The organism is Agromyces sp. H17E-10 (assembly GCF_022919715.1).
In the GTDB taxonomy this organism is placed as follows: domain Bacteria; phylum Actinomycetota; class Actinomycetes; order Actinomycetales; family Microbacteriaceae; genus Agromyces.
The window spans coordinates 3,124,018-3,149,036 of sequence record NZ_CP095042.1; the positions used below are offsets into that span (position 1 = coordinate 3,124,018).

General features: G+C 71.1%; 27 protein-coding genes and 1 tRNA gene. 17 read left to right on the forward strand and 11 right to left on the reverse strand.

All coding sequences use genetic code 11. From position 1 onward, the window contains the following. Positions 1-73: 73 nt before the first annotated feature. On the reverse strand, positions 74-937 hold the full coding sequence (locus MUN74_RS14125) for a class I SAM-dependent methyltransferase (protein WP_244853043.1): 864 nt from the start codon (positions 935-937) through the stop codon (positions 74-76). A 61-nt stretch (positions 938-998) separates the two neighbouring features. On the opposite strand from MUN74_RS14125, the gene MUN74_RS14130 reads away from it, so the two are divergent. Next, a complete protein-coding gene (locus MUN74_RS14130) occupies positions 999-1,745 on the forward strand; it encodes a phosphoglyceromutase (RefSeq protein ID WP_244853045.1) in 747 nt (248 codons plus the stop codon). Positions 1,746-1,813: 68 nt separating this feature from the next. Here the strand turns inward: MUN74_RS14130 and phoU are convergent, their stop codons facing one another. Continuing rightward, on the reverse strand, positions 1,814-2,473 hold the full coding sequence (phoU, locus tag MUN74_RS14135) for a phosphate signaling complex protein PhoU (RefSeq protein WP_244853047.1): 660 nt from the start codon (positions 2,471-2,473) through the stop codon (positions 1,814-1,816). Between the two features lie 189 nt (positions 2,474-2,662). Here phoU and MUN74_RS14140 point away from each other — a divergent pair, with 189 nt between their 5' ends. From MUN74_RS14140 to MUN74_RS14150, 3 genes are read left to right on the forward strand one after another with little or no spacing between them, the layout of a single operon-like run. After that, entirely contained in the window at positions 2,663-3,991 is a 1,329-nt protein-coding gene (locus MUN74_RS14140) for a sensor histidine kinase (RefSeq protein WP_244853048.1), read from the forward strand. Continuing rightward, the gene (locus MUN74_RS14145) at positions 3,988-4,668 is read left to right on the forward strand and encodes a response regulator transcription factor (RefSeq protein ID WP_244853050.1); all 681 of its coding nucleotides are present in this window, start codon (positions 3,988-3,990) and stop codon (positions 4,666-4,668) included. Before MUN74_RS14140 ends, MUN74_RS14145 begins: the two co-directional genes overlap by 4 nt. A gap of 56 nt (positions 4,669-4,724) precedes the next feature. Continuing rightward, a complete protein-coding gene (locus tag MUN74_RS14150; RefSeq protein WP_244853052.1) occupies positions 4,725-5,069 on the forward strand; it encodes a hypothetical protein in 345 nt (114 codons plus the stop codon). An 87-nt stretch (positions 5,070-5,156) separates the two neighbouring features. Here the strand turns inward: MUN74_RS14150 and MUN74_RS14155 are convergent, their stop codons facing one another. Further along, positions 5,157-5,693, reverse strand: coding sequence for a hypothetical protein (locus MUN74_RS14155; protein ID WP_244853054.1), 537 nt, complete (start codon positions 5,691-5,693; stop codon positions 5,157-5,159). A gap of 159 nt (positions 5,694-5,852) precedes the next feature. Here MUN74_RS14155 and MUN74_RS14160 point away from each other — a divergent pair, with 159 nt between their 5' ends. The 4 genes from MUN74_RS14160 to rlmB all read left to right on the forward strand — a co-directional run bounded on the left by MUN74_RS14160 (position 5,853) and on the right by rlmB (position 10,130). Next, a complete protein-coding gene (locus tag MUN74_RS14160) occupies positions 5,853-6,335 on the forward strand; it encodes a CarD family transcriptional regulator (protein ID WP_022889889.1) in 483 nt (160 codons plus the stop codon). Positions 6,336-6,403: 68 nt separating this feature from the next. Beyond that, on the forward strand, positions 6,404-7,624 hold the full coding sequence (ispD, locus tag MUN74_RS14165; protein ID WP_244853056.1) for a 2-C-methyl-D-erythritol 4-phosphate cytidylyltransferase: 1,221 nt from the start codon (positions 6,404-6,406) through the stop codon (positions 7,622-7,624). A gap of 38 nt (positions 7,625-7,662) precedes the next feature. Then, positions 7,663-9,093 (forward strand): cysteine--tRNA ligase, encoded by a 1,431-nt coding sequence (gene cysS / locus MUN74_RS14170; RefSeq protein WP_244853058.1) that lies wholly within the window; start codon positions 7,663-7,665, stop codon positions 9,091-9,093. Then, positions 9,090-10,130, forward strand: a complete 1,041-nt coding sequence (gene rlmB, locus MUN74_RS14175; protein ID WP_244853060.1) for a 23S rRNA (guanosine(2251)-2'-O)-methyltransferase RlmB — start codon at positions 9,090-9,092, stop codon at positions 10,128-10,130. Before cysS ends, rlmB begins: the two co-directional genes overlap by 4 nt. A gap of 60 nt (positions 10,131-10,190) precedes the next feature. Here the strand turns inward: rlmB and MUN74_RS14180 are convergent, their stop codons facing one another. Together MUN74_RS14180 and MUN74_RS14185 are read right to left on the reverse strand one after the other, a co-directional pair. Next, complete coding sequence (locus MUN74_RS14180) at positions 10,191-11,510, reverse strand: DUF4032 domain-containing protein (RefSeq protein ID WP_244853062.1); 1,320 nt, start codon at positions 11,508-11,510, stop codon at positions 10,191-10,193. A 120-nt stretch (positions 11,511-11,630) separates the two neighbouring features. Beyond that, positions 11,631-12,731 (reverse strand): ABC transporter ATP-binding protein, encoded by a 1,101-nt coding sequence (locus MUN74_RS14185; protein ID WP_244853063.1) that lies wholly within the window; start codon positions 12,729-12,731, stop codon positions 11,631-11,633. A gap of 200 nt (positions 12,732-12,931) precedes the next feature. Here MUN74_RS14185 and MUN74_RS14190 point away from each other — a divergent pair, with 200 nt between their 5' ends. The 3 genes from MUN74_RS14190 (at position 12,932) to MUN74_RS14200 (ending at position 15,074) form a co-directional block, all read left to right on the forward strand. Further along, on the forward strand, positions 12,932-13,858 hold the full coding sequence (locus MUN74_RS14190) for a DsbA family protein (protein WP_244853065.1): 927 nt from the start codon (positions 12,932-12,934) through the stop codon (positions 13,856-13,858). 113 nt (positions 13,859-13,971) lie between these two features. Beyond that, positions 13,972-14,044: transfer RNA gene (locus MUN74_RS14195), tRNA-Thr, on the forward strand. A gap of 1 nt (position 14,045) precedes the next feature. Further along, entirely contained in the window at positions 14,046-15,074 is a 1,029-nt protein-coding gene (locus tag MUN74_RS14200; RefSeq protein ID WP_244853066.1) for a DMT family transporter, read from the forward strand. On the opposite strand, the gene MUN74_RS14205 is transcribed toward MUN74_RS14200, so the two are convergent. Then, complete coding sequence (locus MUN74_RS14205) at positions 15,058-15,606, reverse strand: nitroreductase family protein (protein WP_244853068.1); 549 nt, start codon at positions 15,604-15,606, stop codon at positions 15,058-15,060. The two genes, MUN74_RS14200 and MUN74_RS14205, sit on opposite strands and share 17 nt — an antisense overlap. Then, the gene (msrB, locus tag MUN74_RS14210; RefSeq protein WP_244853070.1) at positions 15,603-16,004 is read right to left on the reverse strand and encodes a peptide-methionine (R)-S-oxide reductase MsrB; all 402 of its coding nucleotides are present in this window, start codon (positions 16,002-16,004) and stop codon (positions 15,603-15,605) included. The genes MUN74_RS14205 and msrB overlap by 4 nt, the downstream gene beginning before the upstream one ends. A gap of 188 nt (positions 16,005-16,192) precedes the next feature. Between msrB and MUN74_RS14215 the strand changes: the two genes are divergently transcribed. From MUN74_RS14215 to groL, 5 genes are all read left to right on the forward strand, one after another. After that, on the forward strand, positions 16,193-16,489 hold the full coding sequence (locus tag MUN74_RS14215; RefSeq protein ID WP_244853071.1) for a DUF3263 domain-containing protein: 297 nt from the start codon (positions 16,193-16,195) through the stop codon (positions 16,487-16,489). Between the two features lie 28 nt (positions 16,490-16,517). Further along, entirely contained in the window at positions 16,518-17,063 is a 546-nt protein-coding gene (locus MUN74_RS14220; protein WP_244853073.1) for a LytR C-terminal domain-containing protein, read from the forward strand. Between the two features lie 208 nt (positions 17,064-17,271). After that, positions 17,272-17,475 carry a cold-shock protein gene (locus MUN74_RS14225; protein WP_244853075.1) on the forward strand — a complete coding sequence of 68 codons (204 nt, stop codon included), beginning with the start codon at positions 17,272-17,274 and terminating at the stop codon, positions 17,473-17,475. Positions 17,476-17,619: 144 nt separating this feature from the next. Beyond that, entirely contained in the window at positions 17,620-18,672 is a 1,053-nt protein-coding gene (locus MUN74_RS14230) for a DUF3048 domain-containing protein (protein WP_244853076.1), read from the forward strand. 199 nt (positions 18,673-18,871) lie between these two features. Continuing rightward, a complete protein-coding gene (groL, locus tag MUN74_RS14235) occupies positions 18,872-20,491 on the forward strand; it encodes a chaperonin GroEL (RefSeq protein WP_244853078.1) in 1,620 nt (539 codons plus the stop codon). Between the two features lie 75 nt (positions 20,492-20,566). On the opposite strand, the gene MUN74_RS14240 is transcribed toward groL, so the two are convergent. The 4 genes from MUN74_RS14240 to MUN74_RS14255 all read right to left on the reverse strand — a co-directional run bounded on the left by MUN74_RS14240 (position 20,567) and on the right by MUN74_RS14255 (position 24,263). After that, positions 20,567-20,857 (reverse strand): WXG100 family type VII secretion target, encoded by a 291-nt coding sequence (locus tag MUN74_RS14240; RefSeq protein ID WP_244853080.1) that lies wholly within the window; start codon positions 20,855-20,857, stop codon positions 20,567-20,569. A gap of 142 nt (positions 20,858-20,999) precedes the next feature. Continuing rightward, positions 21,000-22,796 carry a sensor histidine kinase gene (locus MUN74_RS14245; RefSeq protein WP_244853082.1) on the reverse strand — a complete coding sequence of 599 codons (1,797 nt, stop codon included), beginning with the start codon at positions 22,794-22,796 and terminating at the stop codon, positions 21,000-21,002. Between the two features lie 31 nt (positions 22,797-22,827). Beyond that, positions 22,828-23,523 (reverse strand): response regulator transcription factor, encoded by a 696-nt coding sequence (locus MUN74_RS14250; RefSeq protein WP_244853083.1) that lies wholly within the window; start codon positions 23,521-23,523, stop codon positions 22,828-22,830. A 56-nt stretch (positions 23,524-23,579) separates the two neighbouring features. Further along, on the reverse strand, positions 23,580-24,263 hold the full coding sequence (locus MUN74_RS14255; protein WP_244853084.1) for a helix-turn-helix transcriptional regulator: 684 nt from the start codon (positions 24,261-24,263) through the stop codon (positions 23,580-23,582). 89 nt (positions 24,264-24,352) lie between these two features. On the opposite strand from MUN74_RS14255, the gene folE reads away from it, so the two are divergent. Continuing rightward, a complete protein-coding gene (gene folE / locus MUN74_RS14260; protein ID WP_244853086.1) occupies positions 24,353-25,018 on the forward strand; it encodes a GTP cyclohydrolase I FolE in 666 nt (221 codons plus the stop codon). Position 25,019 lies beyond the last annotated feature (1 nt).

Below are 25,019 nucleotides of genomic sequence, written 5' to 3' on the forward strand. Positions count from 1 at the left end.
CAAGCAAAAGATGTTTGAACATCGACTTCTTACGGAATCCGATCGTTTTGTAATGCGCGATCATGCGCGGAATTCACGGGTCGGGATGCCGCGGCGCGACCGCCGCCCACGGCAGGGTGAGCTCCCCGAGCCGACTGCGCCGCGGACCGCCGATCACGGGCCAGCCCTCGTGCCGGAGGGTGGCGACCATCGCGATCCAGCGCTGCGAGGGCCCGTAGACGGCGAGCGGTGCGTGCATGCGCCAGCCCGCGTCGAGCGCACCGAGCAGCTCGTGGATCCGTTCGCCCGGTACGTTGCGATGGATGAGCGCCTTCGGCAGCCGCTCGGCGACGACCGACGGCGCCTCGAGCCCCGAGCGGCGCAGGCTGATCGTGAACGTGCGTGGTCCCTCGCTGCCGAGTCCCACCCAGCTGGCCACCCGGCCGAGTTCGTCGCACGTGCCCTCGACGACGAGTCCGCCGGGTGCGAGCCGTGAGGCCATGAGGCCCCACGCCCCGGGCACCTCGGCCTCGTCGTACTGCCGCAGCACGTTGAACGCGCGGATCACCGCTGGTCGCCGGCCGCCCGGCGTCGGCACCTCGAACCCGCCGATCGCGAAGTCCACATCGAGGTCGGGGGCGAAGTGCGCGTCGCCGGCCCGCACCCGCTCGAGCTGTTCGCGCGCGACCCGGACGCGTTCGGGCTCGATCTCGAGGCCGAGCACGTGCACGTCGGGCCGCACGTGCGAGAGCCGCGAGGCGAGCTCGAGCGCTGTGACGCCGCTCGCGCCGTAGCCGAGGTCGACGACGAAGGGGTCGGGCGCGTGCAGGAGCGCGGGGTGCGCGGCGATCCAGCGGTCGACACGGCGCAGCCGGTTCGTGTTCGTCGTGCCGCGGGTCACGGTGCCGACGCGCTGCCCGGGACGCAGCCGCCTGGGGTGGGGCGAGGCGTCGGGCATGCCTCCAGTCTCGCGCGTCACACGATCGGGGTCGCGGATGCCTCGCCGGTAGGCTGTTCGCATGCCTCACACCCTCGTGCTGCTCCGCCACGGCAACAGCGAATGGAACCAGAAGAACCTGTTCACCGGTTGGGTCGACGTGCGACTCTCCGAGCTCGGCCGCACCGAGGCCGCGCGCGCCGGCGAGCTGCTGCGAGAGTCGGGGCTGCTGCCCGACGTGCTGCACACCTCGGTGCTGACCCGCGCGATCCAGACGGCGAACATCGCGCTCGACGTCGCCGACCGCGCGTGGATCGACGTGCGCCGCACGTGGCGCCTGAACGAGCGCCACTACGGGGCGCTGCAGGGCCTCGACAAGGCCGAGACGCTCGAGAAGTACGGTCCCGAGCAGTTCCAGCTCTGGCGCCGCTCGTTCGACGTGCCGCCGCCCGTGCTCGCCGACGACTCCGAGTTCTCGCAGGTCGGCGACCCGCGCTACGCGTCGCTCAGCGACGACGAGCTGCCCCGCACCGAGTGCCTGAAGGACGTCATCGCCCGCATGCTGCCGTACTGGGAGGAGGGCATCGTCCCCGACCTCGCCGCCGGGAAGACGGTCCTCGTGACGGCGCACGGCAATTCGCTGCGCGCCCTCGTGAAGCACCTCGACGGCATCAGCGACGACGACATCGCCGAGCTCAACATCCCGACGGGCATCCCGCTCGTCTACGAGCTCGACGACGAGTTCCGCCCGGCGAAGCCGGCCGAGTACCTCGACCCCGAGGCCGCCGCAGCGGGTGCCGCAGCCGTCGCCGCGCAGGGCAAGAAGTAGCCGCGAGCAACTGACAGACGACGAGGGGGATGCCTGGCGGCATCCCCCTCGTCATGTCTGCAGGGCGCTCAGAGCGCGGACTTCTCGGGGTCCCAGTCGCCCGTCGCGAGGTACTGCACCTTCTTCGCGATCGAGACGGCGTGGTCGGCGAATCGCTCGTGGTACCGGCTCGCGAGGGTCGCGTCGACCGTGTCGACCGTCTCGCCCTTCCACTTCTCGCCGAGCACCTTGTCGAACACCGAGAGGTGCAGTGCGTCGACCTTGTCGTCCTCGTTGCGGATCTCCTCGGCGAGGTGCACGTCCTCCGTGCGCAGCAGCTCGACGAGCTTGCGCGCGATCTCGACGTCGAGCCGGCCCATCTCGGCGAACGTCGGGCGCAGCGACTTCGGCACGACCTTGTCGGGGAAGCGGTAGCGGGCCAGCTGCGAGATGTGGGTCGACATGTCGCCCATGCGCTCGAGCGAGGCGCTGACGCGCAGCGCGCTCACGACGATGCGCAGGTCGCGCGCGACGGGCTGCTGGCGGGCGAGGATCGTGATCGCGAGCTCGTCGAGCTCGACGGCGGCCTGGTCGATCTTGTCGTCGTCCGCGATCACCTCTTCCGCCAGGCTGACGTCGGACTCGTTGAACGCCCGGGTCGCCTTGTCGATCGAAACGGCGACGAGGTCGGCGATCTCGACGAGTCGCTCCTGCACCTCGGCCAGCTCCTGCTGGAAGACCTCACGCATGTTCGGGATACCTCTGTCTCTCATCGGCCGCGCGCACAGCACGAACGGGCCGGGTCGATTCCGGCTCCGCGCCATCATCCCCGGCGCAGGTGAACAACAGGTGCCGGGTCCGTGAACACTCCCCAACGTACCGCCAGCCTGCGGCGCACGCGGCGAATCGCGCCGTCGCGGCGTCGTTAGTCTGGTGCCATGGACTCCACCTGGGCAGTGCTCACCGCGCTCGCCTTCGGCCTCTTCCTCGGGGCAGCCTTCATGATCGTGCTGCACATGGCCGAGCGGCGCGGCTCGAGCGCTGCGAAGGTCGTCGCGCCGACGATCCCCGACGGCGTCGACCAGGTGCTCGACGTGCTGGAGTCCGCGGGCGTCGTGCTCGACCCCTCGAACAACGTGCTGCGCGCGTCGCCCGGCGCACTCGCGATGGGGCTCGTGCGACATCAGGCGCTCGTGCACCCCGAGCTCCTCGAGCTCGTCGCCGCGGTGCGACGCTCGGGCGAGCCCGTCGCCGAGGAGCTGGCGGTCGCCCGCTCGTCGCAGGGCGACGCGACGATTCGGCTCCGGGTGCGGGTCGCGCGGCTCGGCACCCGCTTCGTGCTGCTCCTCGCGGAGGATCGCACCGAGTCGTACCGGCTCGACGAGGTGCGTCGCGACTTCGTCGCGAACATCAGTCACGAGCTCAAGACGCCGATCGCGTCGGTGAGCCTCCTCGCCGAGGCGCTCGACCAGGCGGCCGACGAACCCGATCAGGTGCGGCGGTTCGCCGGACGCCTGTCCATCGAGGCGACCCGGCTCGCCCACATCACGAGCGAGGTCATCGAGCTCTCCCGCCTGCAGGCTCGAGACGCCCTCCGGCCCGACGTGCTCGTCGACATCGACGAGGTCGTCGCCGCGGCCGTCGACCAGAACCGCGTCGTCGCGGGCGGCAAGCGCGTCGAGGTCGCGGTGAAGGCCGCGACCGGTGCGAAGGCCTACGGCGACCGTGCGCTCATGGTCGTGGCCGTGCACAACCTGGTGGCCAACGCGATCGCCTACTCGAACGAGGGCGGGCGCGTCGGGGTGGGCACGAAGATCGTCGACGGCGCCGTCGAGATCGCGGTCACCGACCAGGGCATCGGCATCGACGCCGACGAGCTCGACCGCGTCTTCGAACGCTTCTACCGGGTCGACCAGGCGCGCTCGCGCAACACGGGCGGCTCGGGGCTCGGGCTCAGCATCGTCAAGCACACGGTGCAGAACCACGGCGGCGACGTGCGCGTGTGGTCGCAGCCGGGCCGCGGGTCGACCTTCATGATCACCCTGCCGCTCGCCGACGAGGCGGCTGCGACGGCCGCCCCCGCGCGCGAGGAACCGACCGAGGGGCCGGCTCCGAAGACTCCGAAGGTCGCGAAGGCCGCGAAGGCCGCGAAGACCCCGAAGGCCGCGAAGACCCCGAAGGCCGCGAAGACCCCGAAGGCGGATGCCGCAGGCACCAGCCGACCCGCTGCGAAGGTCGCAGCATCCGACCGAGGAGAACACCTGTGACCCGCATCCTGCTCGTCGAGGACGAGATCGCCCTCTCCGACCCGCTGAGCTTCCTGCTCGAGCGCGAGGGCTACGAGGTCGAGGTGGCGGCCGACGGCCCCTCGGCGATCGCCGCCTTCGACCGGGCCGGGGCAGATCTCGTGCTCCTCGACCTCATGCTTCCGGGCCTGCCCGGCACTGAGGTCTGCCGGGAGCTGCGCAACCGGTCGACCGTGCCGATCATCATGCTGACGGCGAAGGACTCCGAGATCGACATCGTCGTGGGCCTCGAGCTGGGGGCCGACGACTACGTGACGAAGCCCTACAAGACCCGCGAGCTCCTCGCGCGCATCCGCGCGGTGCTGCGTCGGCGCACGGAGATCGAGGACTTCGACGAGTCGGTGCTCGAGGGCGGGCGGGTGCGCATGGACGTCGACCGGCACACCGTCGAGGTCGACGGCGTCGCGGTGCCGATGCCGCTCAAGGAGTTCGAGCTGCTCGAGCTGCTCATGCGCAACCCGGGTCGCGTGCTCACGCGCGGCCAGCTCATCGACCGGGTGTGGGGATCCGACTACTTCGGCGACACGAAGACGCTCGACGTGCACATCAAGCGCATCCGCTCGAAGATCGAGCAGCAGCCCTCCGAGCCGGTGCAGCTCGTGACGGTGCGCGGGCTCGGCTACCGCTTCGAGGCGTAGGCGCACCCGTGCAGCACCGGCCCCCGAACGGGGGTCACGTGTGGCACGATCGTGCCATGAACTCGATTCCTCCCGGCAGGCCGGCCGACGAGACCGGTGCCGCATCGGCGACGCACGACCGGGCGGGCGCCCGCGCCCGGCACAACATCGTGGGCTACGTCGGCATCGCCCTCGCCGTCGCCGCGTTCATCGGGGTGGCCAGCCCGAGCATGCTGTTCGAGTTCGTCGGCGGCGTGCTGCTCATCGCCGCGCTCGCGCTCTCGATCGTCGCGCTGTTCCGCCCGGCGCCGAAGTGGCCGGCGTTCGTGGGCATCGGCCTGTGCGCCGCGGCCGCGGTCTCGGCGACGGCGCTGTTCGTGGTGGGCTTCGTCAACGGGTACAGCGGCGCGGTCGGCGGCTGAGACCCCGGACGACGTCGAGACCTGGGACGACGAGGGGCGGATGCCGCAGCATCCGCCCCTCGTCGTGGTGTTTCAGGTGGTCGCGGTTCAGCCGGCGACCGGGGCCGCGGTCGCGTCGTCGACGCTGCCCTCTTCGACCTCGACCTCGGCCGGCAGGAGGCCCGCGTACTCGGGCAGGCGGCCGTCGAGCACGGGGATGTTCTTCTCGATGCCCTCGGCGGAGCCGTACTGGAAGTAGATCGGCAGGAGCGCGCCGGGCTTCGTGTCGATGCCGCGGAGCACGAGGGGCTGCACGACGTCGAGCTCGTCCTCGTCGGCCACGCCGAACGCGACGGTCGCGCCCGCGTCGACCGGGATCGTCTCGGTCTCGCCGTCGGCGACCTGGACGCCGAGCTCGACGTCCTCGTCGCCGTCGTTGACGATCGTCAGCACGAGGGTGCCGTCGACGCCGTCGTCGCTCACGACGAGCACGTTGCGCAGGTGGAGGTTGCCGACGTTCACGCCGACGCCGTCGCTCGCGTCGTACGGCTCGGTCGTCGCCTGATAGGTCAGCATCGAGCAGCCGCTCGCGCCGAGCGCGATGCCGAGGGCCAGAGCAGCTGATGCCGCGAGACGCGCCTTCACAGAACCTCCAAAGTGCGAGCGTTTGCGCACGCTCGCCCGGTGGCGCGCGTGGTCGACTCCGAGCATATCGCACGGGTGAGCCGCGGCTGTGAAGGGGAGGCGAACCTTAGCACGATCGCGAATGTGATATCCTGAAAGTTGCCGAAAGGACTACTATTCATGCTTTTTGAGGTTGGCGAAACCGTCGTTTACCCCCACCACGGAGCCGCAACGATCACCGAGGTGAAGAAACGGATCATCAAGGGTGAAGAGAAGCTCTACCTCAAGCTGAACGTCACGCAGGGCGATCTCGTCATCGAGGTTCCCGCCGAGAACGTCGACCTCGTCGGCGTGCGCGACGTCATCGGCAAAGAGGGGCTCGACAAGGTCTTCGAGGTGCTGCGCGCACCCTTCACCGAGGAGCCGACCAACTGGTCGCGTCGCTACAAGGCGAACCTCGAGAAGCTTGCGTCGGGCGACGTCATCAAGGTCTCCGAGGTCGTGCGCGACCTGTGGCGCCGCGACCAGGACCGCGGGCTCTCCGCCGGCGAGAAGCGCATGCTCGCGAAGGCGCGCCAGATCCTGATCTCCGAGCTCGCACTCGCCGAGAAGACCGACGAAGAGGCTGCTTCGACCGTCCTCGACGAGGTGCTCGCCTCCTGAGGCCGGTCGAGTAGGCGCGCAGCGCCGTATCGAGACCACCGCCGGCTCGCCGCGGCTACGCTCGTGACATGAGCACTCCGCGCACCGCCGTCATCGTCGTCGCCGCGGGCAGCGGCACTCGGCTCGGGCACGCCGAGCCGAAGGCGTTCGTCCCGCTCGCCGACGGCACCGTGCTCTCCACCGCGATCGCCGGGGTGCTCGCCATGCGCGAGACCCCGGCGATCGTCGTCGTGGTGCCGGGCGACCGGGCCGACCGGGTGCGCGACGAGCTCGCACCGCGCGTCGCCGAGGCGGGGGCGTCGCTCGACGTCGTCGCGGGCGGCACGACCCGCCAGGAGTCGGTCGCCCGGGGCCTCGCGGTCGTCGGCTCCGGCATCGAGGTCGTCCTCGTGCACGACGCCGCGCGTCCGCTCACCCCCGCGCTCGTGTTCGACGAGGTCGAGGCGGCCGTGCGCACGCGGGGCCACGGCATCGTGCCCGCCCTCGAGGTCGTCGACACGATCAAGCGCGTCGCCGGCGGCGAGGTCGTCGAGACCGTCGACCGCTCGGAGCTGCGCGCGGTGCAGACCCCGCAGGGCTTCCCGCGCGGGGCCCTCGACCACGCCTACCGCACAGCCGACGCGGAGTACACCGACGACGCCGCGCTCGCGGCCGCCGCCGGAGTGGTCGTCGACACGGTGCCGGGCGACGTGCGCGCCTTCAAGATCACCGTGCCCGCCGACCTGCACCGCGCAGAGCAGCTGCTCGCCGAGCGGCTCGACGCCGAGTCGGACACGTCGCCCTCGCGCACGCCCGCCGCAGCACCCGACCGCCCCAGGGTCCCGCGCGTCGGCACCGGCACCGACGTGCACGCCTTCGCCGCCGACGACGCCCCGCTCTGGCTCGCGGGCCTCGAGTGGCCGGGGGAGCGCGGGCTCTCCGGCCACTCCGACGGTGACGCCGCAGCGCACGCGATCTGCGACGCGCTGCTCGCGGCCGCGGGGCTCGGCGACGTCGGTGCGATCTTCGGCACCGCCGACGCCCGCTTCGCGGGCGCGCACGGCGAGGTGTTCCTCGCCGAGACGCGACGACTGGTCGAGGCATCCGGATTCGTGATCGGCAACGTCACCGTGCAGATCGTCGGCAACCGGCCGAAGCTCGCGCCGCGCCGGGCGGAGGCGGAGGCCCTGTTGTCGGCCGTGCTCGATGCGCCGGTGAGCGTCGCCGCGACGACGAGCGACGCACTCGGCTTCACCGGCCGGGGCGAGGGCGTCGCGGCGATCGCGACGGCGCTCGTGATGCCCGCCTGAGCACGTCCCGGCGCGCCGGTCGCCGGTAGGCTTGGCGGGTGACCGTGCGACTCTACGACTCGAAGGCCCAGGCGCTGCGCGACTTCGTGCCCCTCCGCGAGGGCCACGTCGGCATGTACGTCTGCGGTCCGACGGTGCAGTCGAGCCCGCACATCGGCCACCTGCGCAGCGCACTCGTGTACGACGTCATGCGCCGCTGGTTCTCGTACCGCGGCAACGAGGTGACGTTCGTGCGCAACGTCACCGACATCGACGACAAGATCCTCGACGCCGCCCACCGCGAGACGCAGGGCGCCGGCGAGGAGTGGTGGGCGCTCGCCTATCGCATCGAACTCGAGTTCACGGCGGGGTACGCGCAGCTCGGCATCCTGCCTCCGACGTACGAGCCGCGGGCGACGGCGAGCGTGCAGCAGATGCAGCAGCTCATCGCACGCCTCATCGAGCTCGGCCACGCGTACCCGGCAGCCGACGGCTCGGGCGACGTGTACTTCGACACCTCGAGCTGGCCCGCCTACGGCGAACTCACCCGTCAGTCGCGAGACAAGATGGAGGCGGCGGCCGACGCCGACCCGCGCGGCAAGCGCGACCCGCGCGACTTCGCCCTGTGGAAGGGGCGCAAGGACGACGAGCCCGCGTCGGCGAGCTGGCGCTCGCCCTGGGGCGACGGCCGGCCCGGATGGCACATCGAGTGCTCCGCGATGGCGGCGCGCTACCTCGGGGACGAGTTCGACGTGCACGGCGGCGGGCTCGACCTGCGCTTCCCGCACCATGAGAACGAGCTCGCCCAGTCGACCGCTGCCGGGCAGGGCTTCGCCCGCTACTGGGTGCACAACGGGCTCGTGAACATCGGCGGGCAGAAGATGTCGAAGTCGCTCGGCAACTCGGTGTACGCCGCCGAGCTGTTGAGCCTCGCCTCGCCGCTCGCCGTGCGCTACCTCCTGGGCCAGGCGCACTACCGGTCGACCCTCGACTACTCGCCCGGCTCCCTCACCGAGGCCGAGGCCGCCGTCGACCGCATCCGCACGTTCCTGCAGCGCGTCGAGCGACGCCTCGCGGGTACCCGGTTCGCCGGCGTCGGCGCCCCTGAGGTGCCGCCGGCCTTCGCCGAGGCGATGGACGACGACCTCGGCGTGCCCCAGGCGCTCGCGGTGCTGCACGACACCGTGCGCGCGGGCAACCAGGCCCTCGACGACGAGGAGCTGCACGACGCCGCGACCGCCCACGGCCAGGTCGGGGCGATGGTCGGAGTGCTCGGCATCGACCCCCGCGACCCGCACTGGGCCACGGCCGACGCCGGCCCCGCCGCATCCGCCCTCGGCTCGCTCGTCGAGCGGCTGCTCGACGACCGTCGGGCGGCGCGCGACCAGAAGGACTGGGCGAGCGCCGACCGCATCCGTACCGAGCTCGCCGAGGCGGGCATCACCATCGAAGACAGTCCGACCGGCACGCATTGGAGTTTGGGATCATGAAGGGCAGCAGCGGCAAGTCGCGCGCCGGAGCCGTGCGCAAGGGCGGTCACGGCAAGCAGGCCGGAACCGGCGGGCACGGGCGCAAGGCGCTCGAGGGCAAGGGACCGACGCCGAAGGCGGAGGATCGCGCCTGGCACCCCGCCGGCAAGCGCAAGGCGGCGCAGGAGCGCTACGCCGCGGCCGGCGGCAAGGGCAAGCCGGCCGGCAAGGTCGCGGGGCAGGGCCGTGGCGGCGCGCCGCGCGGGGCCTCGGGTGCTTCGCGTCGCGCGAAGTCGGGCGACGAGTCCGAGATCGTGACGGGCCGCAACTCCGTCGTCGAGGCGCTGCGCACCCGCATCCCCGCGACGACCCTCTACATCGCCGCCCGCATCGAGATGGACGACCGCGTGAAGGAGGCGGTGAAGACCGCCACGAACCGCGGCATCCCGATCCTCGAGGTCATGAAGCCCGAGCTCGACCGGCTCGCCGGCGAGGGCGGCGTGCACCAGGGCCTCGCGCTCAAGGTGCCGCCCTACGAGTACGCGCACCCGATCGAGCTGCTCGACGAGGTGATCGCGCGCGACGAGACGCCGTTGCTCATCGCGCTCGACGGCATCACCGACCCCCGCAACCTCGGCGCGATCCTGCGCTCGACGGGCGCGTTCGGCGGTCAGGGCGTCATCGTGCCGCAGCGCCGTTCGGTCGGCGTGAACTCCGCGGCCTGGAAGACGTCGGCCGGCGCCGCCGCCCGCGTGCCCGTCGCGATGGCGGCGAACCTCACGCAGACCCTCAAGTCCCTGAAGGAGCGCGGTGTCTTCGTGCTCGGCCTCGACGGCGACGGCGACGTGTCGCTGCCCGGCCTCAGCTGGGCCGACCGGCCGATCGTGGTCGTCGTCGGCAGCGAGGGCAAGGGGCTCTCGCGGCTCGTCGCCGAGACGTGCGACGCGATCGTCTCGATCCCGATCAGCGCCTCGACCGAGTCGCTGAACGCCGGCATCGCGGCATCCGTCACGCTGTACGAGATCGCCAAGCTGCGCGCGGCGGGCGGGGCCGAATAGGGCCGCACGCGCGCACGCACACGCGCGCGTGGCGGCGGTGCCGCTGCGCGCGGCTGCGACTCAGACCTTGAGCCGCCAGTCGTCCTCGTCGTCGGGATCGATCGCGCTGATGGCGGCGGTCTCGGTCGGCACGACCTCCATCGCCGCCGTGACGGCACCGGTCGGCGGGCCGATGACGGTCGCCTCGTCGCGTCGGTGCCGCAGCACCTCGTTGACGTACGACGTCACGGCCTCGGCGAGCGGGATGTCGTGGCCGGCGCGCTGCGCCATGAACCACCGGTGCTCGAGCAGCTGGTGGAAGACCTCGGCGGGTTCGAGCTTGCGCCGCAGCTCGATCGGGATGGCGCGGACGACGGGTTCGAACACCCGCATGAGCCACTCGTGCGCGACCATCTCCTCGTCGAGGTCGGCCTTGCCGTACGCGGCGCGGTACGAGTCGAGGTCGTTGAGCAGGCGCCTGGCCTGATTCTCGCCGGCGTCGAGGCCCGTGAGCCGCAGCAGGCGCCGCTGGTGGTGCCCGGCGTCGACGACCTTGGGCTGGATGCGGACCGTCGTGCCCGAGGCATCCGTCTTGATCGCGAGCTCCTCGACGTCGAAACCCAGCTCGTTGAGCCGGTTGACGCGCTCGGTGATGCGCCAGCGCTCGGCGCCGGGGAACGACTCCGACCCGGTGAGCTCGGTCCACAGCTTGCGGTAGGCGTCGACGATGCCGTTCGAGATGCGCACCGGGTCGAGCTCGTCGGCGACCTTGCCGCCCGCCTCGAGGTCGAGCAGTTCGCCCGCGATGTTGACGCGCGCGATCTCGAGGTCGTTCTCGCGCTGGCCGTTCGAGAGGCCGCCCTCGTAGAGCTTGCCCGTCTCGGCGTCGACGAGGTACGCGGCGAACGCCCCCGCGTCGCGCCGGAACAGCGTGTTCGAGAGCGACACGTCGCCCCAGAAGAAGCCCACGATGTGCAGGCGCACGAGCAGCAGGGCGAGCGCGTCGACGAGCCGGGTCGCCGTGTCGGGCCTGAGCGTCTGCGAGAAGAGCGCCCGGTAGGGCAGCGAGAAGCGCAGGTGCCGGGTGACGAGCACGGGCTTCAGCGCCTCGCCCTCGTCGTCGGTGCGGTTCGTGATCACCGCGACGGGCTCGACGCACGGGATCTCGAGCCGCTGCAGGGTGCGCAGCATCTCGTACTCGCCGCGGGCCATCTCAGCCGTCGTCTCCTTGATCGCGACGACGTGCCCGCCGAGGTGGGCGAAGCGCACGAGGTGGCGCGAGATGCCCTTCGGCAGGGCGGCGATGGCGTCGGACGGCCACGACTCGAGCGGCAGGTCCCACGGCAGGTCGAGGAGCGCGGGGTCGGTCATCGCCGACGTGATCGAGAGGGAACCGCTCATAGGTCGATCCTTGCAGCCGGGGCCGGGTTGTCGAAACGGGATGCCCCGGGGCCGGCGCATCCGGAGACGACGATGCCGGCCGGGCCGAGGCCCGACCGGCATCGATCGTCATGAGGCGTGTCAGCTGACGACGGCCTTGTTGCCGAGGCGGTCGCCCGACTCCGCGTCGAAGAGGTGCACGTGGTTCGGCGTGGCGGTGAGGTACACCTTGTCGCCGGCGTTCGGGTGGGCGCGGCCGTCGACGCGGGCGACGATGTCGGTGCGCTTGCCCTCGACCGTCGAGTGACCGTAGAGGTAGCCGTCGGCGCCGAGCTCCTCGACGAGGTCGACGTCGACCTCGAGGCCCTCGCCCGGGGTCGACGAGACGACGATGTCCTCGGGGCGGACGCCGATCGTGGCGATCGTGTTCGTCGTCTCGGCGAGGATGTCGCGCTCGACCGGCACGACGGCCGAGCCGAACTTGACGCCGCCGTCGGCGAGGTCGGCGTGGAAGAGGTTCATGGCGGGCGAGCCGATGAAGCCGGCGACGAAGACGTTGTTCGGCTTCTCGTAGAGGTCGCGCGGGCTGCCCACCTGCTGCAGCACGCCGTCCTTCAGGACCGCGATGCGGTCGCCCATCGTGAGCGCCTCGGTCTGGTCGTGGGTGACGTACACGGTCGTGACGCCGAGACGGCGCTGGAGCGACGCGATCTGGGTGCGGGTCTGCACGCGGAGCTTGGCGTCGAGGTTCGACAGCGGCTCGTCCATGAGGAAGACCTGGGGCTGACGCACGATGGCGCGGCCCATGGCGACGCGCTGGCGCTGACCGCCCGAGAGGGCCTTCGGCTTGCGGCTGAGGTACGGCTCGAGGTCGAGCAGCTTCGCGGCCTCGAGCACGCGGGCGGCGCGCTCCTCCTTGCCGACGCCGGCGATCTTGAGCGCGAAGCCCATGTTCTCGGCGACGGTCATGTGCGGGTAGAGCGCGTAGTTCTGGAAGACCATCGCGATGTCGCGGTCCTTCGGCGGGACGTCGGTGACGTTGCGCTCGCCGATGAAGATGTTGCCGTCGTTGACCTCTTCGAGGCCCGCGAGCATGCGGAGCGACGTGGACTTGCCGCAACCGGACGGGCCGACGAGCACGAGGAACTCGCCGTCGGCGATCTCGAGGTCGAGCTGGTCGACCGCGGGGCGGGTGCCGCCCGGGTAGAGGCGGGTGGCCTTGTCGAACGTGACTGACGCCATGGTTCTTTCTCTCCTTCACCGGCAGGTACGTGCCGGACGATCCGTTGTGAATGGAAGCGCGTCGACGGTGACGCCTCCTCAGTATCGCATGCGCCGACGTCCAGCCCGTGCTCGGGTGATTCCCAGACGTCGTTCCTACTATCGTGTTCACGTGCGCCCCCTGTTTCGGCGCGCCCACACAGCGACCGGAGTGACCATCGATGAGCAACGGCGGATCCAACCAGCCACGCCCCACCCGTAACCAGCAGCGGGAGGCCGCGCGCGAGAAGGCGCGCGAGCTCCGTGAGGCGCAGAAGAAGCGCGACCGCCGCAACAAGGTGCTCATCCAGGGCGGGATCATCGTGGCGGTCATCGCGATCGCGGCCCTCGTCGGCACGCTCATCTTCAACAGCGTGAAGCCGGCCGGCCCCGGCCCCGCCAACATGGCGAGCGACGGCATCCTGCTGACCGGTGCCGACGGCGTGATCACGCCCGTCGAGACCCCGGCGCTCGCCGCCGGCGCGACGCCGAAGCCGACCGAGCAGGACGACAGCGGAACCGTCGCGAACATCGTCGTCTACGTCGACTACCTGTGCCCGTTCTGCGGCCAGTTCGAGACGACCAACGGCGACGCCATCAAGACCATGGTCGAGCAGGGGGCCGCGACGCTCGAGACGCACCCGCTCGCCATCCTCACGAACCGCTCGAACGGCACCCAGTACTCGCTCCGGGCCGCCAACGCCGCCGCGTGCGTCGCCGACAACTCGCCCGAGTCGTTCCTCGAGTTCAACGCCCTCCTTTTCGCGAACCAGCCCGAGGAGAACAGCGACGGCCTCACGAACGACGAGATCAAGGGCTTCGTGAAGCAGTCGGGCGCCTCGTCGGTCTCGGCGATCGAGAAGTGCATCGACGAGACGCAGTTCAAGTCGTGGGTGCAGGAGTCGACGACCCGCGCGCTCACCCAGCCCGTGCCGAACTCCGAGCTCGAGTCGATCAAGGGAACCCCGACGGTGCTCGTCAACGGCAAGCAGTACGTCGGCTCGCTGACCGACCCGGCCGAGTTCCAGTCGTTCGTGCTGCAGGCCGCCGGTGAGGCGTTCAGCGAGTCGAACTCGTCGCCGTCGCCGACCCCCACGCCCGCGAACTGATCGCTCGCGATCACCGACGAGGGCCCGGCGCACGTCGCCGGGCCCTCGTCGTCTCCGCGCGCCGTCCGCCGCGCGCCGAGTAGGATTGTCGAGGCCCGCCACGGGCGGGCCACGCCGGCTTGGCGCAATTGGTAGCGCACCGTACTTGTAATACGGGGGTTGCGGGTTCAAGTCCCGCAGTCGGCTCTTGACCGATCACCCCGCCGACGTGCCCGAGCACCACGAGCACGCCGAGCGAACCCGCATGCCGCGCTGGATCGCCGTCGTGCTCGCGATCGTGTTCGGCGCCTGCACCGCCCTGCAGTCGCGGGTCAACGGCGCGCTCGCCGCAGGACTCGACGACCCGTTCGCGGCGGCCGCGATCTCGTTCGGGACGGGACTGGTGATCCTCGTGGTCGCGCTCTGCGTGTGGCGCCCGGGGCGGATCGGGCTCGGACGGGTGACCGCCGCGCTCCGCACGCGCCGACTCGCGTGGTGGATGGTGCTCGGCGGATTGAGCGGGGCGTGGTTCGTCACGACGCAGGGCCTGTCGGCCGGCGTCCTCGGCGTCGCGATGTTCACCGTGGCGATCGTCGCCGGGCAGACGATCGGCGGCATCGTGTTCGATCTCGCGGGGCTCGGGCCGGGCGGCCGCCGGCCGCTGTCACCCACGCGGGTGCTCGGCGCGGTGCTGGCCCTCGCCGCGATCGGGTGGGCCGTCTCGGCCCAGCTCGCCCACGACGTGCCGCTCATGCTCATGCTGCTGCCGTTCGCCGCCGGGCTCGCGGTCGCCTGGCAGCAGGCCGTCAACGGCCGGGTCAAGGCCGAGGCCTCGAGCGCGCTGACCGCGGCCTTCGTCAACTTCGCGGTCGGCACGGCAGCCCTCGTCGTGGTGGCGCTCGTCCACGGTGTCGCCGTCGGCTGGCCCGAGCAGCTGCCGACCGAGCCCTGGCTCTACGCGGGCGGAGCGATCGGGTGCGTCTTCATCGCCGGGCAGGCGCTCGTGGTGCGCGTCGTCGGGGTCCTGCTGCTCGCGCTCTGCGGCGTCGCCGGGCAGCTGGCCGGGGCGCTCGCCCTCGACCTCCTCCTGCCGACGGGGCGCGCGGTCGACGTCGCGACGATCGGCGGCACGCTGCTGGCGCTCGCCGCGGTCGCGGTCGCGTCGATCCGGTGGTCGCGGCACCGGCACCGCGCCGACGCACTCGTCGGGCGAGGCGACGTCAGCCGATCGAGCTGAACAGGGGCGGCTTCGCCGGGCCCCGCGGAGCGCGCTCGCCGTCGCGGCCGCCGACGTACAGCCAGCCGAGCAGCTGCTCGTTCGGGGCGAGCTCGTGCATCTCGGCCACGGCGGGGTGCCGCGTGTGCGGTCCGGTGCGCCACATGACGCCCCAGCCGGCCTCGTCGAGCAGGAGGCTCAGCACGTGCGCGACGCCGGCCGCCGCCGCATCCTGCTCCCAGTCGGCCGCCTTCGGGTGCCAGGTGCGCCGCACGACGATCGCGACGAGGAGCGGCGCCCGAAGCGGCTTGGCGGCGAGCTTGGCGGCGGCGTCGCCGTCGAATCCGGATGCCGCGACGAGGGCCGCACCGAGGCGCGCCCGTGCGTCGCCGCGAAGGGCGATGGTGCGCCACGGGCGCAGCCCGGCGTGGTCGGCGACGCGTTCGGCGGCCTCGAGCAGCTCGACGAGCTCGGCGTCGTCGGGCGAGGCGTCGGTGACCTTGGGGGCCGAGCGGCGCGCGAGCGCCGCCCGGCGTGCCGGGCCGATGGTCACTCGTCGGCCGTGAAGTCGAGCGCGAGCGAGTTCATGCAGTAGCGGTCGCCGGTGGGGGTGCCGAACCCGTCGGGGAAGACGTGTCCGAGATGCGAGCCGCAGGCCGCACAGCGCACCTCGGTGCGCACCATGCCGAGGCTGCGATCCTCGATGAGCTCGACCGCCTCGGGGCGGACCGACTCGTAGAAGCTCGGCCAGCCGCAGCCCGAGTCGAACTTCGTGCCGCTCTTGAACAGCTCGGCGCCGCAGGCGCCGCACGTGTACACGCCGGCGCGCTCCTCGTCGAGGAGCTCACCCGACCAGGGGCGCTCGGTCGCCGCCTCGCGGAGCACCTGGTACCGCGCGGGGTCGAGCTCGGCACGCCATTCCTCATCGCTCTTCTGCACCTGGTGTGACATGGGCGCTCCTCTCGTTCGCGGTGGATTCCATCGTCGCAGTTCCGGTGCGGGCGCGACGACATCGGATGCAACGCCGCGGGGCGGCGCGGTGTTCCACGGACACACGCGCACGTGCGGCGGCCTCTCGGCATGCGTTGCCTAGGATGTGCTGCAGGCGGGCCGCCCGGCTCGCGCGACGGGAGGACCGGATGAGCGCCGAGCGCGTGCCGCACCGCCCCGACGACGCCCCGCTCGACGATCGCCAGCTGCGTGTGCTCGCCTTCGAGGCGCGTGCGTGGCAGCAACCGGCCAGCAAGGCCGAGGCCATCCGCGACGAGTTCGGCATCTCGGCCGCCCGCTACTATCGGATCCTCGGCGAGCTCATCGATTCCCCCGCCGCGCTCCGTCACGACCCGATGCTCGTCAAGCGATTGCAACGGCTGCGGTCGGCGCGCCGGGCGGCGCGATCGCAACGCTCGCTCTCCCTCGGCCGTCCGCTCGACTGAGCCCGGCCCCGACCCCGATCTGGACCCCATGGCGCAGAAGTTCCCCCGCGACCGCTTCGACTCGATCCCGCACGGCATCGACCGAGTGGGCGCGCATCGTGCCCCGGCCCGGCGCGGTGCGAAGTGGATCCGGTTCGGCTGGGCCGCACTCGCGACGGTCGTGCTCGCCGGAATCGGCATCGCGGGTGTCATGATCTTCAACGACCGGCTGAACGTGTCCGGCGGCGACCCGGGCGCGACGCCCTCCGCATCGCCGGTCGCGACGGCCGAGCCGACCATCGCCCCCATCGACGTCACCGTGCTCAACGGCACGGCGACCGAGGGGCTCGCGGCCACGGCGGCCGCGACGCTGACGGCCGGGGGCGTCACCGTCGGCGCGACGGCGAACGCGAGCGAGGACGACCTCACCGAGACGGTCGTCTACTACGCCACACCCGACCTCGAGGGGGCCGCTCGTGGCGTCGCGGGCCTCCTGCCGGAGGCCGACGTGCGCCTGTCGGAGAGCTTCGCCGAGACGGGCACTCCGCTCGTGGTCGTGCTCGGGTCCGACTACGCGGGGGCCGTCGGCGGCTGATCACGGCGAATTGTTGCCATTCTGCGACCATTCGTTGCGACAGCCCCCTTGTGCCCGGGATGCCGCCTCTGTGAGTATCGGGAATTGGTCGCTCGCGCCCGTGCTGCACCGTCGCCCTCCAGGTCGACGTCCAGCGCTGTGACTGAGCCGGCCCGGTACAGGCGACAGGCACGTGCTGAACGACACACTGCAGTTATGGGAGCAACACATGGCGAACGGAACCGTCAAGTGGTTCAACGCTGAAAAGGGATACGGCTTCATCACCGTCGATGACGGCGGCCAGGACGTCTTCGTCCACTACTCGGCCATCGACATGGCCGGGTACAAGGTGCTCGAGGAGGGCCAGCAGGTCGTCTTCGAGGTGGGCACCGGGTCGAAGGGGCCGCAGGCCGAGGCGGTGCGTCCGGCCTGAGCATCATCCGAGCGTCTCGAACGCGCCGCCCGACGGGCGGCGCGTTCGGTGTCTCGGGGCCCGGCGAACCGATGCCGCGATCGCACCCGGCGTGTCTGCGCAGTACCACGGTCCGCGGGCCGTCGCCGTGGTTACGATGACGGCATGGTAACGGGGGTCCGCCCGGGCGCACGACGCGCAGCCGTCGTCGTCGCGCTCGCCGTCGCAGCGCTCGCGCTCGCAGCCTGCCAGGGCCCGTCGCCCGAACCGACGCCGTCGCCGACCCCGACGGCCGAACCTCGCCCGGTCGGCAGTTCCGAACCCGTGGCGGTCGCGTTCTCACCGCTGCGCGGCACGACGACCGATCCGGCCGCGCCGGCGCATCCGTCGCTCGCGGTCAAGATCGACGACCACGAGGAGGCGCGACCGCAGATCGCGCTCAACCGCACGGACCTCGTCTTCGAGGAGCTCGTCGAGGGCGGCATCACGCGCTACGTCGCGGTCTGGCACTCGGACGTGCCCGACACCGTCGGCCCGGTCCGGTCGATCCGGCCGATGGATCCCGACATCGTCACCCCGCTCGGCGGGATCATCGCGTACTCGGGCGGCCAGGAGAAGTTCGTCGCGATGATGATGGCGACCCCGCTCAAGAACATCGTCTTCGACTACGACGACACCGGGCTCTTCTTCCGGGCCGATGCGCGCCCCGGGCCGCACGACGTCATCCTGCGCTCGAAGGAGGCCGTCGCGCGCAACGCGAAGCTCGCGCCGCCGCCCGTGCAGTTCGCGTACGGCACCGCCGATCCGCTCGCCGATCCCGCACTCAAAGCCGCGCCGACGAAGCGCATCGCGATCGTCTTCTCCGACGCCCGCAACCCGTCGTGGGACTGGGACGCCGGTTCGTCGACCTGGCTCCGGTCGCAGGAGGGCCGAGCAGACACCCAGGAGGGCGGCGAGCGCGTGCACGCGACCAACGTCGTGACGATGCGCGTCGACATCGACTGGCGCTACGGCGAGGTGCCGAAGACCGTCCTCGTCGGTTCGGGCGAGGTCTGGGTCTCGAGCGCAGGCCGCACCGCCCACGGTACCTGGAAGAAGGGCTCGCAGGCCTCGCCGATCGTGCTCACGGCCGACGACGGGTCGCCGCTGCGGCTCGCGCCGGGCAACACCTGGATCGAGCTCGTGCCGAAGTCGGGGTCGGTGAAGTTCACGTCCTGAGCGGCGCCGGCCCGCGGCATCCGGGATGCCGCGAACGGTCGCCCGCGGCGCGGTGCGTGTTCGCCGCGAGCGTGCGGCGGCCGGGCCGCGCTCGCTTGCACTCACTGCACGAGAGTGCCAGAATCGTCTTAGCACTCACTCGTTTTGAGTGCTAAACCACGAATCTTTGAAGACGTCCGAGAAGGGACGAGAGACACACATGGCAAAGATCATTGCTTTCGACGAAGAGGCCCGCCGCGGCCTCGAGCGTGGCCTCAACACGCTCGCCGACGCGGTCAAGGTGACCCTCGGCCCGCGCGGTCGCAACGTCGTGCTCGAGAAGAAGTGGGGCGCCCCCACGATCACGAACGACGGCGTCTCGATCGCCAAGGAGATCGAGCTCGACGACCCGTACGAGAAGATCGGCGCCGAGCTCGTCAAGGAGGTCGCGAAGAAGACCGACGACGTCGCGGGTGACGGCACCACGACCTCGGTCGTCCTCGCCCAGGCGCTCGTCCGCGAGGGCCTCCGCAACGTCGCCGCCGGCGCCGACCCCATCTCGCTCAAGCGCGGCATCGAGAAGGCCGTCCAGGCCGTCGAGGCCGAGCTGCTCTCGAGTGCGAAGGAGGTCGAGACCAAGGAGGAGATCGCCGCCACGGCTTCGATCTCGGCCGCCGACGAGCAGATCGGTGCGCTCATCGCCGAGGCGATCGACAAGGTCGGCAAGGAGGGCGTCGTCACCGTCGAGGAGTCGAACACCTTCGGCACCGAGCTCGAGCTGACCGAGGGCATGCGCTTCGACAAGGGCTACCTGTCGGCGTACTTCGTCACCGACCCCGAGCGCCAGGAGGCGGTCTTCGAGGACCCGTACATCCTGATCGTCAACAGCAAGGTCTCGAACATCAAGGACCTGTTGCCCATCGTCGACAAGGTGATCCAGACCGGCAAGCAGCTGCTCATCATCGCCGAGGACGTCGACGGCGAGGCGCTCGCGACGCTCATCGTCAACAAGATCCGCGGCATCTTCAAGTCGGTCGCCGTCAAGGCCCCCGGCTTCGGCGACCGCCGCAAGGCGCAGCTCCAGGACATCGCCATCCTCACGGGCGGCCAGGTCATCTCCGAGGAGGTCGGCCTCAAGCTCGAGAACGTCACCCTCGACCTGCTCGGCCAGGCCCGCAAGGTCATCATCACCAAGGACGAGACGACCATCGTCGAGGGTGCCGGTGACGAGGAGGCCATCGCCGGTCGCGTCGCGCAGATCCGCAAGGAGATCGACAACACCGACAGCGACTACGACCGCGAGAAGCTCCAGGAGCGCCTCGCCAAGCTCGCCGGCGGCGTCGCCGTCATCAAGGCGGGCGCAGCCACCGAGGTCGAGCTCAAGGAGCGCAAGCACCGCATCGAGGACGCCGTGCGCAACGCGAAGGCCGCCGTCGAGGAGGGCATCGTCGCCGGTGGTGGCGTCGCCCTCATCCAGGCCGGCAAGACCGCCTTCGAGAAGCTCGAGCTCTCGGGCGACGAGGCGACCGGTGCGAACATCGTCCGCGTCGCGATCGACGCGCCGCTCAAGCAGATCGCGCTCAACGCGGGTCTCGAGCCGGGCGTCGTCGTCGACAAGGTGCGCAACCTCCCGACCGGCCAGGGCCTCAACGCCGCGACCGGCGAGTACGTCGACATGCTCGAGGCGGGCATCAACGACCCGGTGAAGGTGACCCGTTCGGCGCTGCTCAACGCGGCTTCGATCGCCGGCCTCTTCCTCACCACCGAGGCCGTCGTCGCCGACAAGCCCGAGAAGAACCCGGCTCCGGTCGGCGACCCGACGGGCGGCATGGACTTCTAAGCAGGTCCGCACCAGTACGAAGCGAAGGGCGTCTCCCGAACGGGAGGCGCCCTTCGTCGCGTGCGCGTCGCCGGCTCAGCGCAGGAACAACCGGGCGTTGGCCTGCTCGGCGTCGGCGTACTGGGTCGCCGCGAGGCCGAGCGCCTGGTTGAGGCCCATGAGGCTCTGCTCGACCTGCAGCTGCGTCGCGCGCCAGTCGGCGACGGCTCCCTGGAAGGCCGACGAGGCCTGGCCCGACCACGACGACTGCAGACCCGTCAACTGCGACATGAGCGCTGCGACGTCGGACTGGATGCGGCCGATCGTGCCCTGCACGGTCTGGGTCGCGGCGGAGACCTGGTCGGCGTCGACCTGATAGCTCGTCATGGGACATCCCTTCGATTCGGTGTGTCCCACACGCTAGAGGCGGCCGACGGCGTCGGGGCGGCGCTCGGACCCGGTGTGGACCGACTACATGGCGCGCCGGCTGTCGAGGAGGAGTCGAGGCGAGCCGGAGGCGCGGCGCCCGTCAGGCCTCGGTGATCGCCTGCGGCGCAGCGGCCGACCCTGCGAGGGGCAGCATCACGCGGAAGGTCGCGCCGCCGCCGGGGGTCTCGACGACGTCGACCGAGCCGTTGTGGGCGGCGACGATCGACGAGACGATCGCGAGGCCGAGGCCCGACCCGCCCGTCTCGCGGGTGCGCGAGGTGTCGGCGCGCCAGAAGCGCTGGAAGATCTTCTCCCGGATCTGCGGCGGGATGCCCTCGCCGTGGTCGATGACCTCGACCATCGCGCGCTCGGTGGCGGCGTCGATGCTCACCCGGATCTCGATGGGGGAGCCGTCGGAGGTGAACCGCATCGCGTTGCCCATGAGGTTCGTGATGACCTGGCGGATCTTGTTCTCCTCGGCCAGCACGACCGCGCGCTGCACCGGTGCCGGGTCGCCCGAGCCGATCGGCACCGGCATGGTGGGTGCGGGACCCGTCGCCTCGGAGGCGGCATCGGGAGCACCGGCGGCATCGAGCTGCCGGCGCCGTTGCGCCTCGCGGCTCGCCGAACGCGCCGACGTGCGACGCGGGGCCGGCGCCAGCCGGCGACCGCGGAGCCTCGCGAGGGTCGCTCCCGCGAAGGCGATCGCACCGGTCGACCGCATCGGTGCGGACTCGAGGTCGACCGCGAGCTCCACCGGCTCCGTGGCATCCGCATCGGTGCCGGCCTCGGGGGCGATGACGGTCACGGTGCGGTCGGGGTGTGCCGCCATCGTGTCGAGCGCCGCGTCGCGGGCGAGCGGCACGAGGTCGACCTCGGCGAGCTCGAGGGGCTTCGCCTCGTCGAGGCGGGCGAGGGCGAGGAGGTCCTCGACGAGGCCGCCCATGCGGATGGCCTCCTTCTCGATGCGCTCCATCGCCTGGCCGACCTCCTCGGGCGTCTGCAGCGCGCCCATGCGGTAGAGCTCGGCGTAGCCGCGCACGGAGACGAGGGGGGTGCGCAGCTCGTGCGAGGCGTCGCCGACGAATCGACGCATCTGGTCGATCGTGCGGGCCCGGTCGCGGAAGGCGCGGTCGATGCGGTTGAGCATCGTGTTGAGCGAGCGGTTGAGCCGGCCGACCTCGGTGTTCGGCGTCGCGCCGCCGAGTCGCTGGCTGAAGTCGCCGTCGGCGATCGCGGCCGCGGTGCGCTCGGCCTCGCGCAGCGGCGCGAACGTGCTCGTGACGAGCATGCGCGTGAGCAGGGCCCCGACGAGCACGACGCCGAGCCCGAAGCCGAAGAAGATCGTGAGGTAGACGGCGAGCAGGCGCTCGGTGTCCTTCGACGAGATCGCGATCACGATCGGCACGAGGGTGCCGTGCGAGTCGGCCGTCATGAGCGTCGCAACCCCGCGGAACGTCGGGTCGGCGTTCGCGTCGTCGAGCGCGAAGGTCTCGTAGTGGCCGTTGTTGCGCGCGTTCACGTACGCCTGGGTGAGCGTCTTCGGGATCACGGGCCAGTCGGCCTTTGGGCGATCCTCCCAGTTGCTGCGCAGATACTGCCCGCTCGACGTGTAGATGGCCACGAACACGTCGTCGCTCGCGCTGAAGTCGAGCTGGTTCAGGTTCGTCTGCGCGCGCGGCTTGTCGTTGTCGATCTGGAAGTACTTCTCGAGGCTCTCGCCCGACGCGATCGACTGGAGCTTCGACTCCATCTGGTCCTCGACGTACGAGCGCAGCATCGCGGCCGTGCCGATGCCCGAGACGAGGAGTCCGAGGGTCAGCATCAGCACCGTCACACCGGTGATCTTGGTGCGCAGCGAGATGCGGTTCCACCGCTCGAACATCGTCTGGTTCATGGCTGGCCGAGTCTAGGCGGCGGAACCTGAGTCAGGGCTTGGAGGAGGACTTGAGCATGTACCCGAACCCCCGCTTGGTCTGGATGAGCGGCTCGGAGGAGTGCTGGTCGAGCTTGCGGCGCAGGTACGAGATGTAGCTCTCGACGATGCCGGCGTCGCCGTTGAAGTCGTACTCCCACACGTGGTCGAGGATCTGGGCCTTCGACAGCACGCGGTTCGGGTTGAGCATGAGGTAGCGCAGCAGCTTGAACTCGGTGGGGGAGAGCTCGACCGGCACGTCGCCGACGAGCACCTCGTGGGTGTCCTGGTCCATCGTGAGCTCGCCGGTGCGGATCACCGCGTCCTCCTCGGCGTGCATGGTGCGGCGCAGGATCGCCTTGATGCGCGCGACGATCTCGTCGAGGGAGAAGGGCTTCGTGACGTAGTCGTCGCCACCGACGGTGAGGCCCGTGATCTTGTCCTCGGTGTCGTCCTTCGCGGTGAGGAAGAGGATCGGCGCGGTGTACCCGGCCGAGCGCAGGCGCTTGGTCACGCCGAAGCCGTTCATGTCGGGCAGCATGACGTCGAGGATGATGAGGTCGGGCTCCTCCTCGAGCACGGCCGAGATGGTCTGCGCGCCGTTGCCCACGGCGCGTACCGCGAATCCCGCGAACCGGAGGCTCGTGGTCAGGAGGTCGCGGATGTTGGGCTCGTCGTCGACGATGAGAATGCGAGGTCCGTCGCTCATGGCTCGATTCTCTTGACGTTTGCTGAAACCTGGCTGTGAGTCGTGTGGACGACGCTTCAGAGCGGCGTGGCGGCGATGCGGATGCAGCAGGCGCCGGCGCCCGGATCGAGGCGCACCCGACCCGGGTCGGCACCGGTCGAGTCGGCCATGCCGCACACGAGCGCGTGGTTCAGCTCGCACACGACACCGGGATGCTCGCGCGCCAGCCGATGGAACGGGCAGGTGCCGAGCACGAGGTCGTCATCGTCGCCCGTCGGCTCGAAACCGGCGTCGTCGAGGGCGTGACCGAGGTCGGGGGATGCCGCGGCGAGACGTCGACCGGCCCGCTCGGCCGCCTCGCGGAGTGCTTCGCGCACGGGCACGCCGTCGTCGAGGGCCCGCCCGATCGCCTCGGCCATGACGCCGCCGCCGAGCTCGTACAGCCGGGCGGGGATGCTCACCGCGACCTCGCCCTCGGCGCGGCGATAGAGCTTCGCCGGCCGCCCCGCCCCCGGGCCGGAGCGCCCCGTGAGTCGTCGCGACTCGGTCGTGAGCAGGCCGGCCTCCACGAGCCGGTCGAGATGGAACGCGGCCGTCGAGCGCGGAATGCCGAGCGCCTCGGCGACGTGGTCGCGCCCGACCGCGTCGGGACGGCCCGAGACGACGTGGAAGACGCGGCGGCGCACGGCGTCGGCGAGCGCCCCGATCGCGCGGATCGAGTCGTCCTCGACCGGGTCTGCGCGCTTCCCGCCGCCTGCCATGCGCCGATCATATCTCTAAAACCAGAATCTGTTGACAAAAGAATTGCACCGGCCTAGCCTCGGCATCGAGGGGCCGGGAGGAACAACGCATGACGCCGATCGAACCAGCAGGGGCCGTCGAGGCGCCCGACGCGAACGAACCCGCGGCCGTGCCGCCGAGGCTCCACGCCGTCACCGCCGATGAGGCCGCCAGGGCGATCGACCGCGAGGGCGCCGTCGAGGCGGTGCGGGCGCTGCTCACCGCCCTCGGGCGCGACGTCGAGAGCGAGCACCTCGCCGACACCCCGCGGCGTGTGGCCGATGCGTACATCGAGCTGCTCTCGCCGCGCCCGTTCACCCCGACGACGTTCCCCGGCGAGGGCTACGGCGAGCTCGTCGTCGTCCGCGACATCCCGTTCGACTCGCTCTGCGAGCACCACCTGCTGCCGTTCCGCGGCGTCGCCCACCTCGGCTACGTGCCCGGCGAGCGCATCATCGGGCTCTCGAAGCTCGCGCGCGTCGTCGAGCAGTACGCGCGCGACCTGCAGGTGCAGGAGCGGCTGACGCGGCAGATCGCCGACCGGCTCGTCGAGGTGCTCGACCCCGCGGGCGTCGGCGTGGTGCTCGAGGCCGAGCACCTCTGCATGTCGCTGCGGGGCGTGCAGGCCCCCGGCACCCGAACGGTCACGACGGCGCTCACCGGGAGCGTGCGAGACGACGACCGCACCCGGCGCGAGTTCCTCGACCGCTGCGGCCCGGGCAGGACGGAGCACTGAC

Excerpts from the sequence above, each read along its gene's own strand:
- MUN74_RS14125 (WP_244853043.1), bottom strand. The coding sequence starts at position 937 with ATGCCCGACGCCTCGCCCCACCCCAGGCGGCTGCGTCCCGGGCAGCGC.
- MUN74_RS14130 (WP_244853045.1), top strand. The coding sequence starts at position 999 with ATGCCTCACACCCTCGTGCTGCTCCGCCACGGCAACAGCGAATGGAAC.
- phoU (WP_244853047.1), bottom strand. The coding sequence starts at position 2,473 with ATGCGTGAGGTCTTCCAGCAGGAGCTGGCCGAGGTGCAGGAGCGACTC.
- MUN74_RS14140 (WP_244853048.1), top strand. The coding sequence starts at position 2,663 with ATGGACTCCACCTGGGCAGTGCTCACCGCGCTCGCCTTCGGCCTCTTC.
- MUN74_RS14150 (WP_244853052.1), top strand. The coding sequence starts at position 4,725 with ATGAACTCGATTCCTCCCGGCAGGCCGGCCGACGAGACCGGTGCCGCA.
- MUN74_RS14160 (WP_022889889.1), top strand. The coding sequence starts at position 5,853 with ATGCTTTTTGAGGTTGGCGAAACCGTCGTTTACCCCCACCACGGAGCC.
- ispD (WP_244853056.1), top strand. The coding sequence starts at position 6,404 with ATGAGCACTCCGCGCACCGCCGTCATCGTCGTCGCCGCGGGCAGCGGC.
- rlmB (WP_244853060.1), top strand. The coding sequence starts at position 9,090 with ATGAAGGGCAGCAGCGGCAAGTCGCGCGCCGGAGCCGTGCGCAAGGGC.
- MUN74_RS14180 (WP_244853062.1), bottom strand. The coding sequence starts at position 11,510 with ATGAGCGGTTCCCTCTCGATCACGTCGGCGATGACCGACCCCGCGCTC.
- MUN74_RS14185 (WP_244853063.1), bottom strand. The coding sequence starts at position 12,731 with ATGGCGTCAGTCACGTTCGACAAGGCCACCCGCCTCTACCCGGGCGGC.
- MUN74_RS14190 (WP_244853065.1), top strand. The coding sequence starts at position 12,932 with ATGAGCAACGGCGGATCCAACCAGCCACGCCCCACCCGTAACCAGCAG.
- msrB (WP_244853070.1), bottom strand. The coding sequence starts at position 16,004 with ATGTCACACCAGGTGCAGAAGAGCGATGAGGAATGGCGTGCCGAGCTC.
- MUN74_RS14215 (WP_244853071.1), top strand. The coding sequence starts at position 16,193 with ATGAGCGCCGAGCGCGTGCCGCACCGCCCCGACGACGCCCCGCTCGAC.
- MUN74_RS14220 (WP_244853073.1), top strand. The coding sequence starts at position 16,518 with ATGGCGCAGAAGTTCCCCCGCGACCGCTTCGACTCGATCCCGCACGGC.
- MUN74_RS14225 (WP_244853075.1), top strand. The coding sequence starts at position 17,272 with ATGGCGAACGGAACCGTCAAGTGGTTCAACGCTGAAAAGGGATACGGC.
- MUN74_RS14230 (WP_244853076.1), top strand. The coding sequence starts at position 17,620 with ATGGTAACGGGGGTCCGCCCGGGCGCACGACGCGCAGCCGTCGTCGTC.
- groL (WP_244853078.1), top strand. The coding sequence starts at position 18,872 with ATGGCAAAGATCATTGCTTTCGACGAAGAGGCCCGCCGCGGCCTCGAG.
- MUN74_RS14240 (WP_244853080.1), bottom strand. The coding sequence starts at position 20,857 with ATGACGAGCTATCAGGTCGACGCCGACCAGGTCTCCGCCGCGACCCAG.
- MUN74_RS14245 (WP_244853082.1), bottom strand. The coding sequence starts at position 22,796 with ATGAACCAGACGATGTTCGAGCGGTGGAACCGCATCTCGCTGCGCACC.
- MUN74_RS14250 (WP_244853083.1), bottom strand. The coding sequence starts at position 23,523 with ATGAGCGACGGACCTCGCATTCTCATCGTCGACGACGAGCCCAACATC.
- MUN74_RS14255 (WP_244853084.1), bottom strand. The coding sequence starts at position 24,263 with ATGGCAGGCGGCGGGAAGCGCGCAGACCCGGTCGAGGACGACTCGATC.
- folE (WP_244853086.1), top strand. The coding sequence starts at position 24,353 with ATGACGCCGATCGAACCAGCAGGGGCCGTCGAGGCGCCCGACGCGAAC.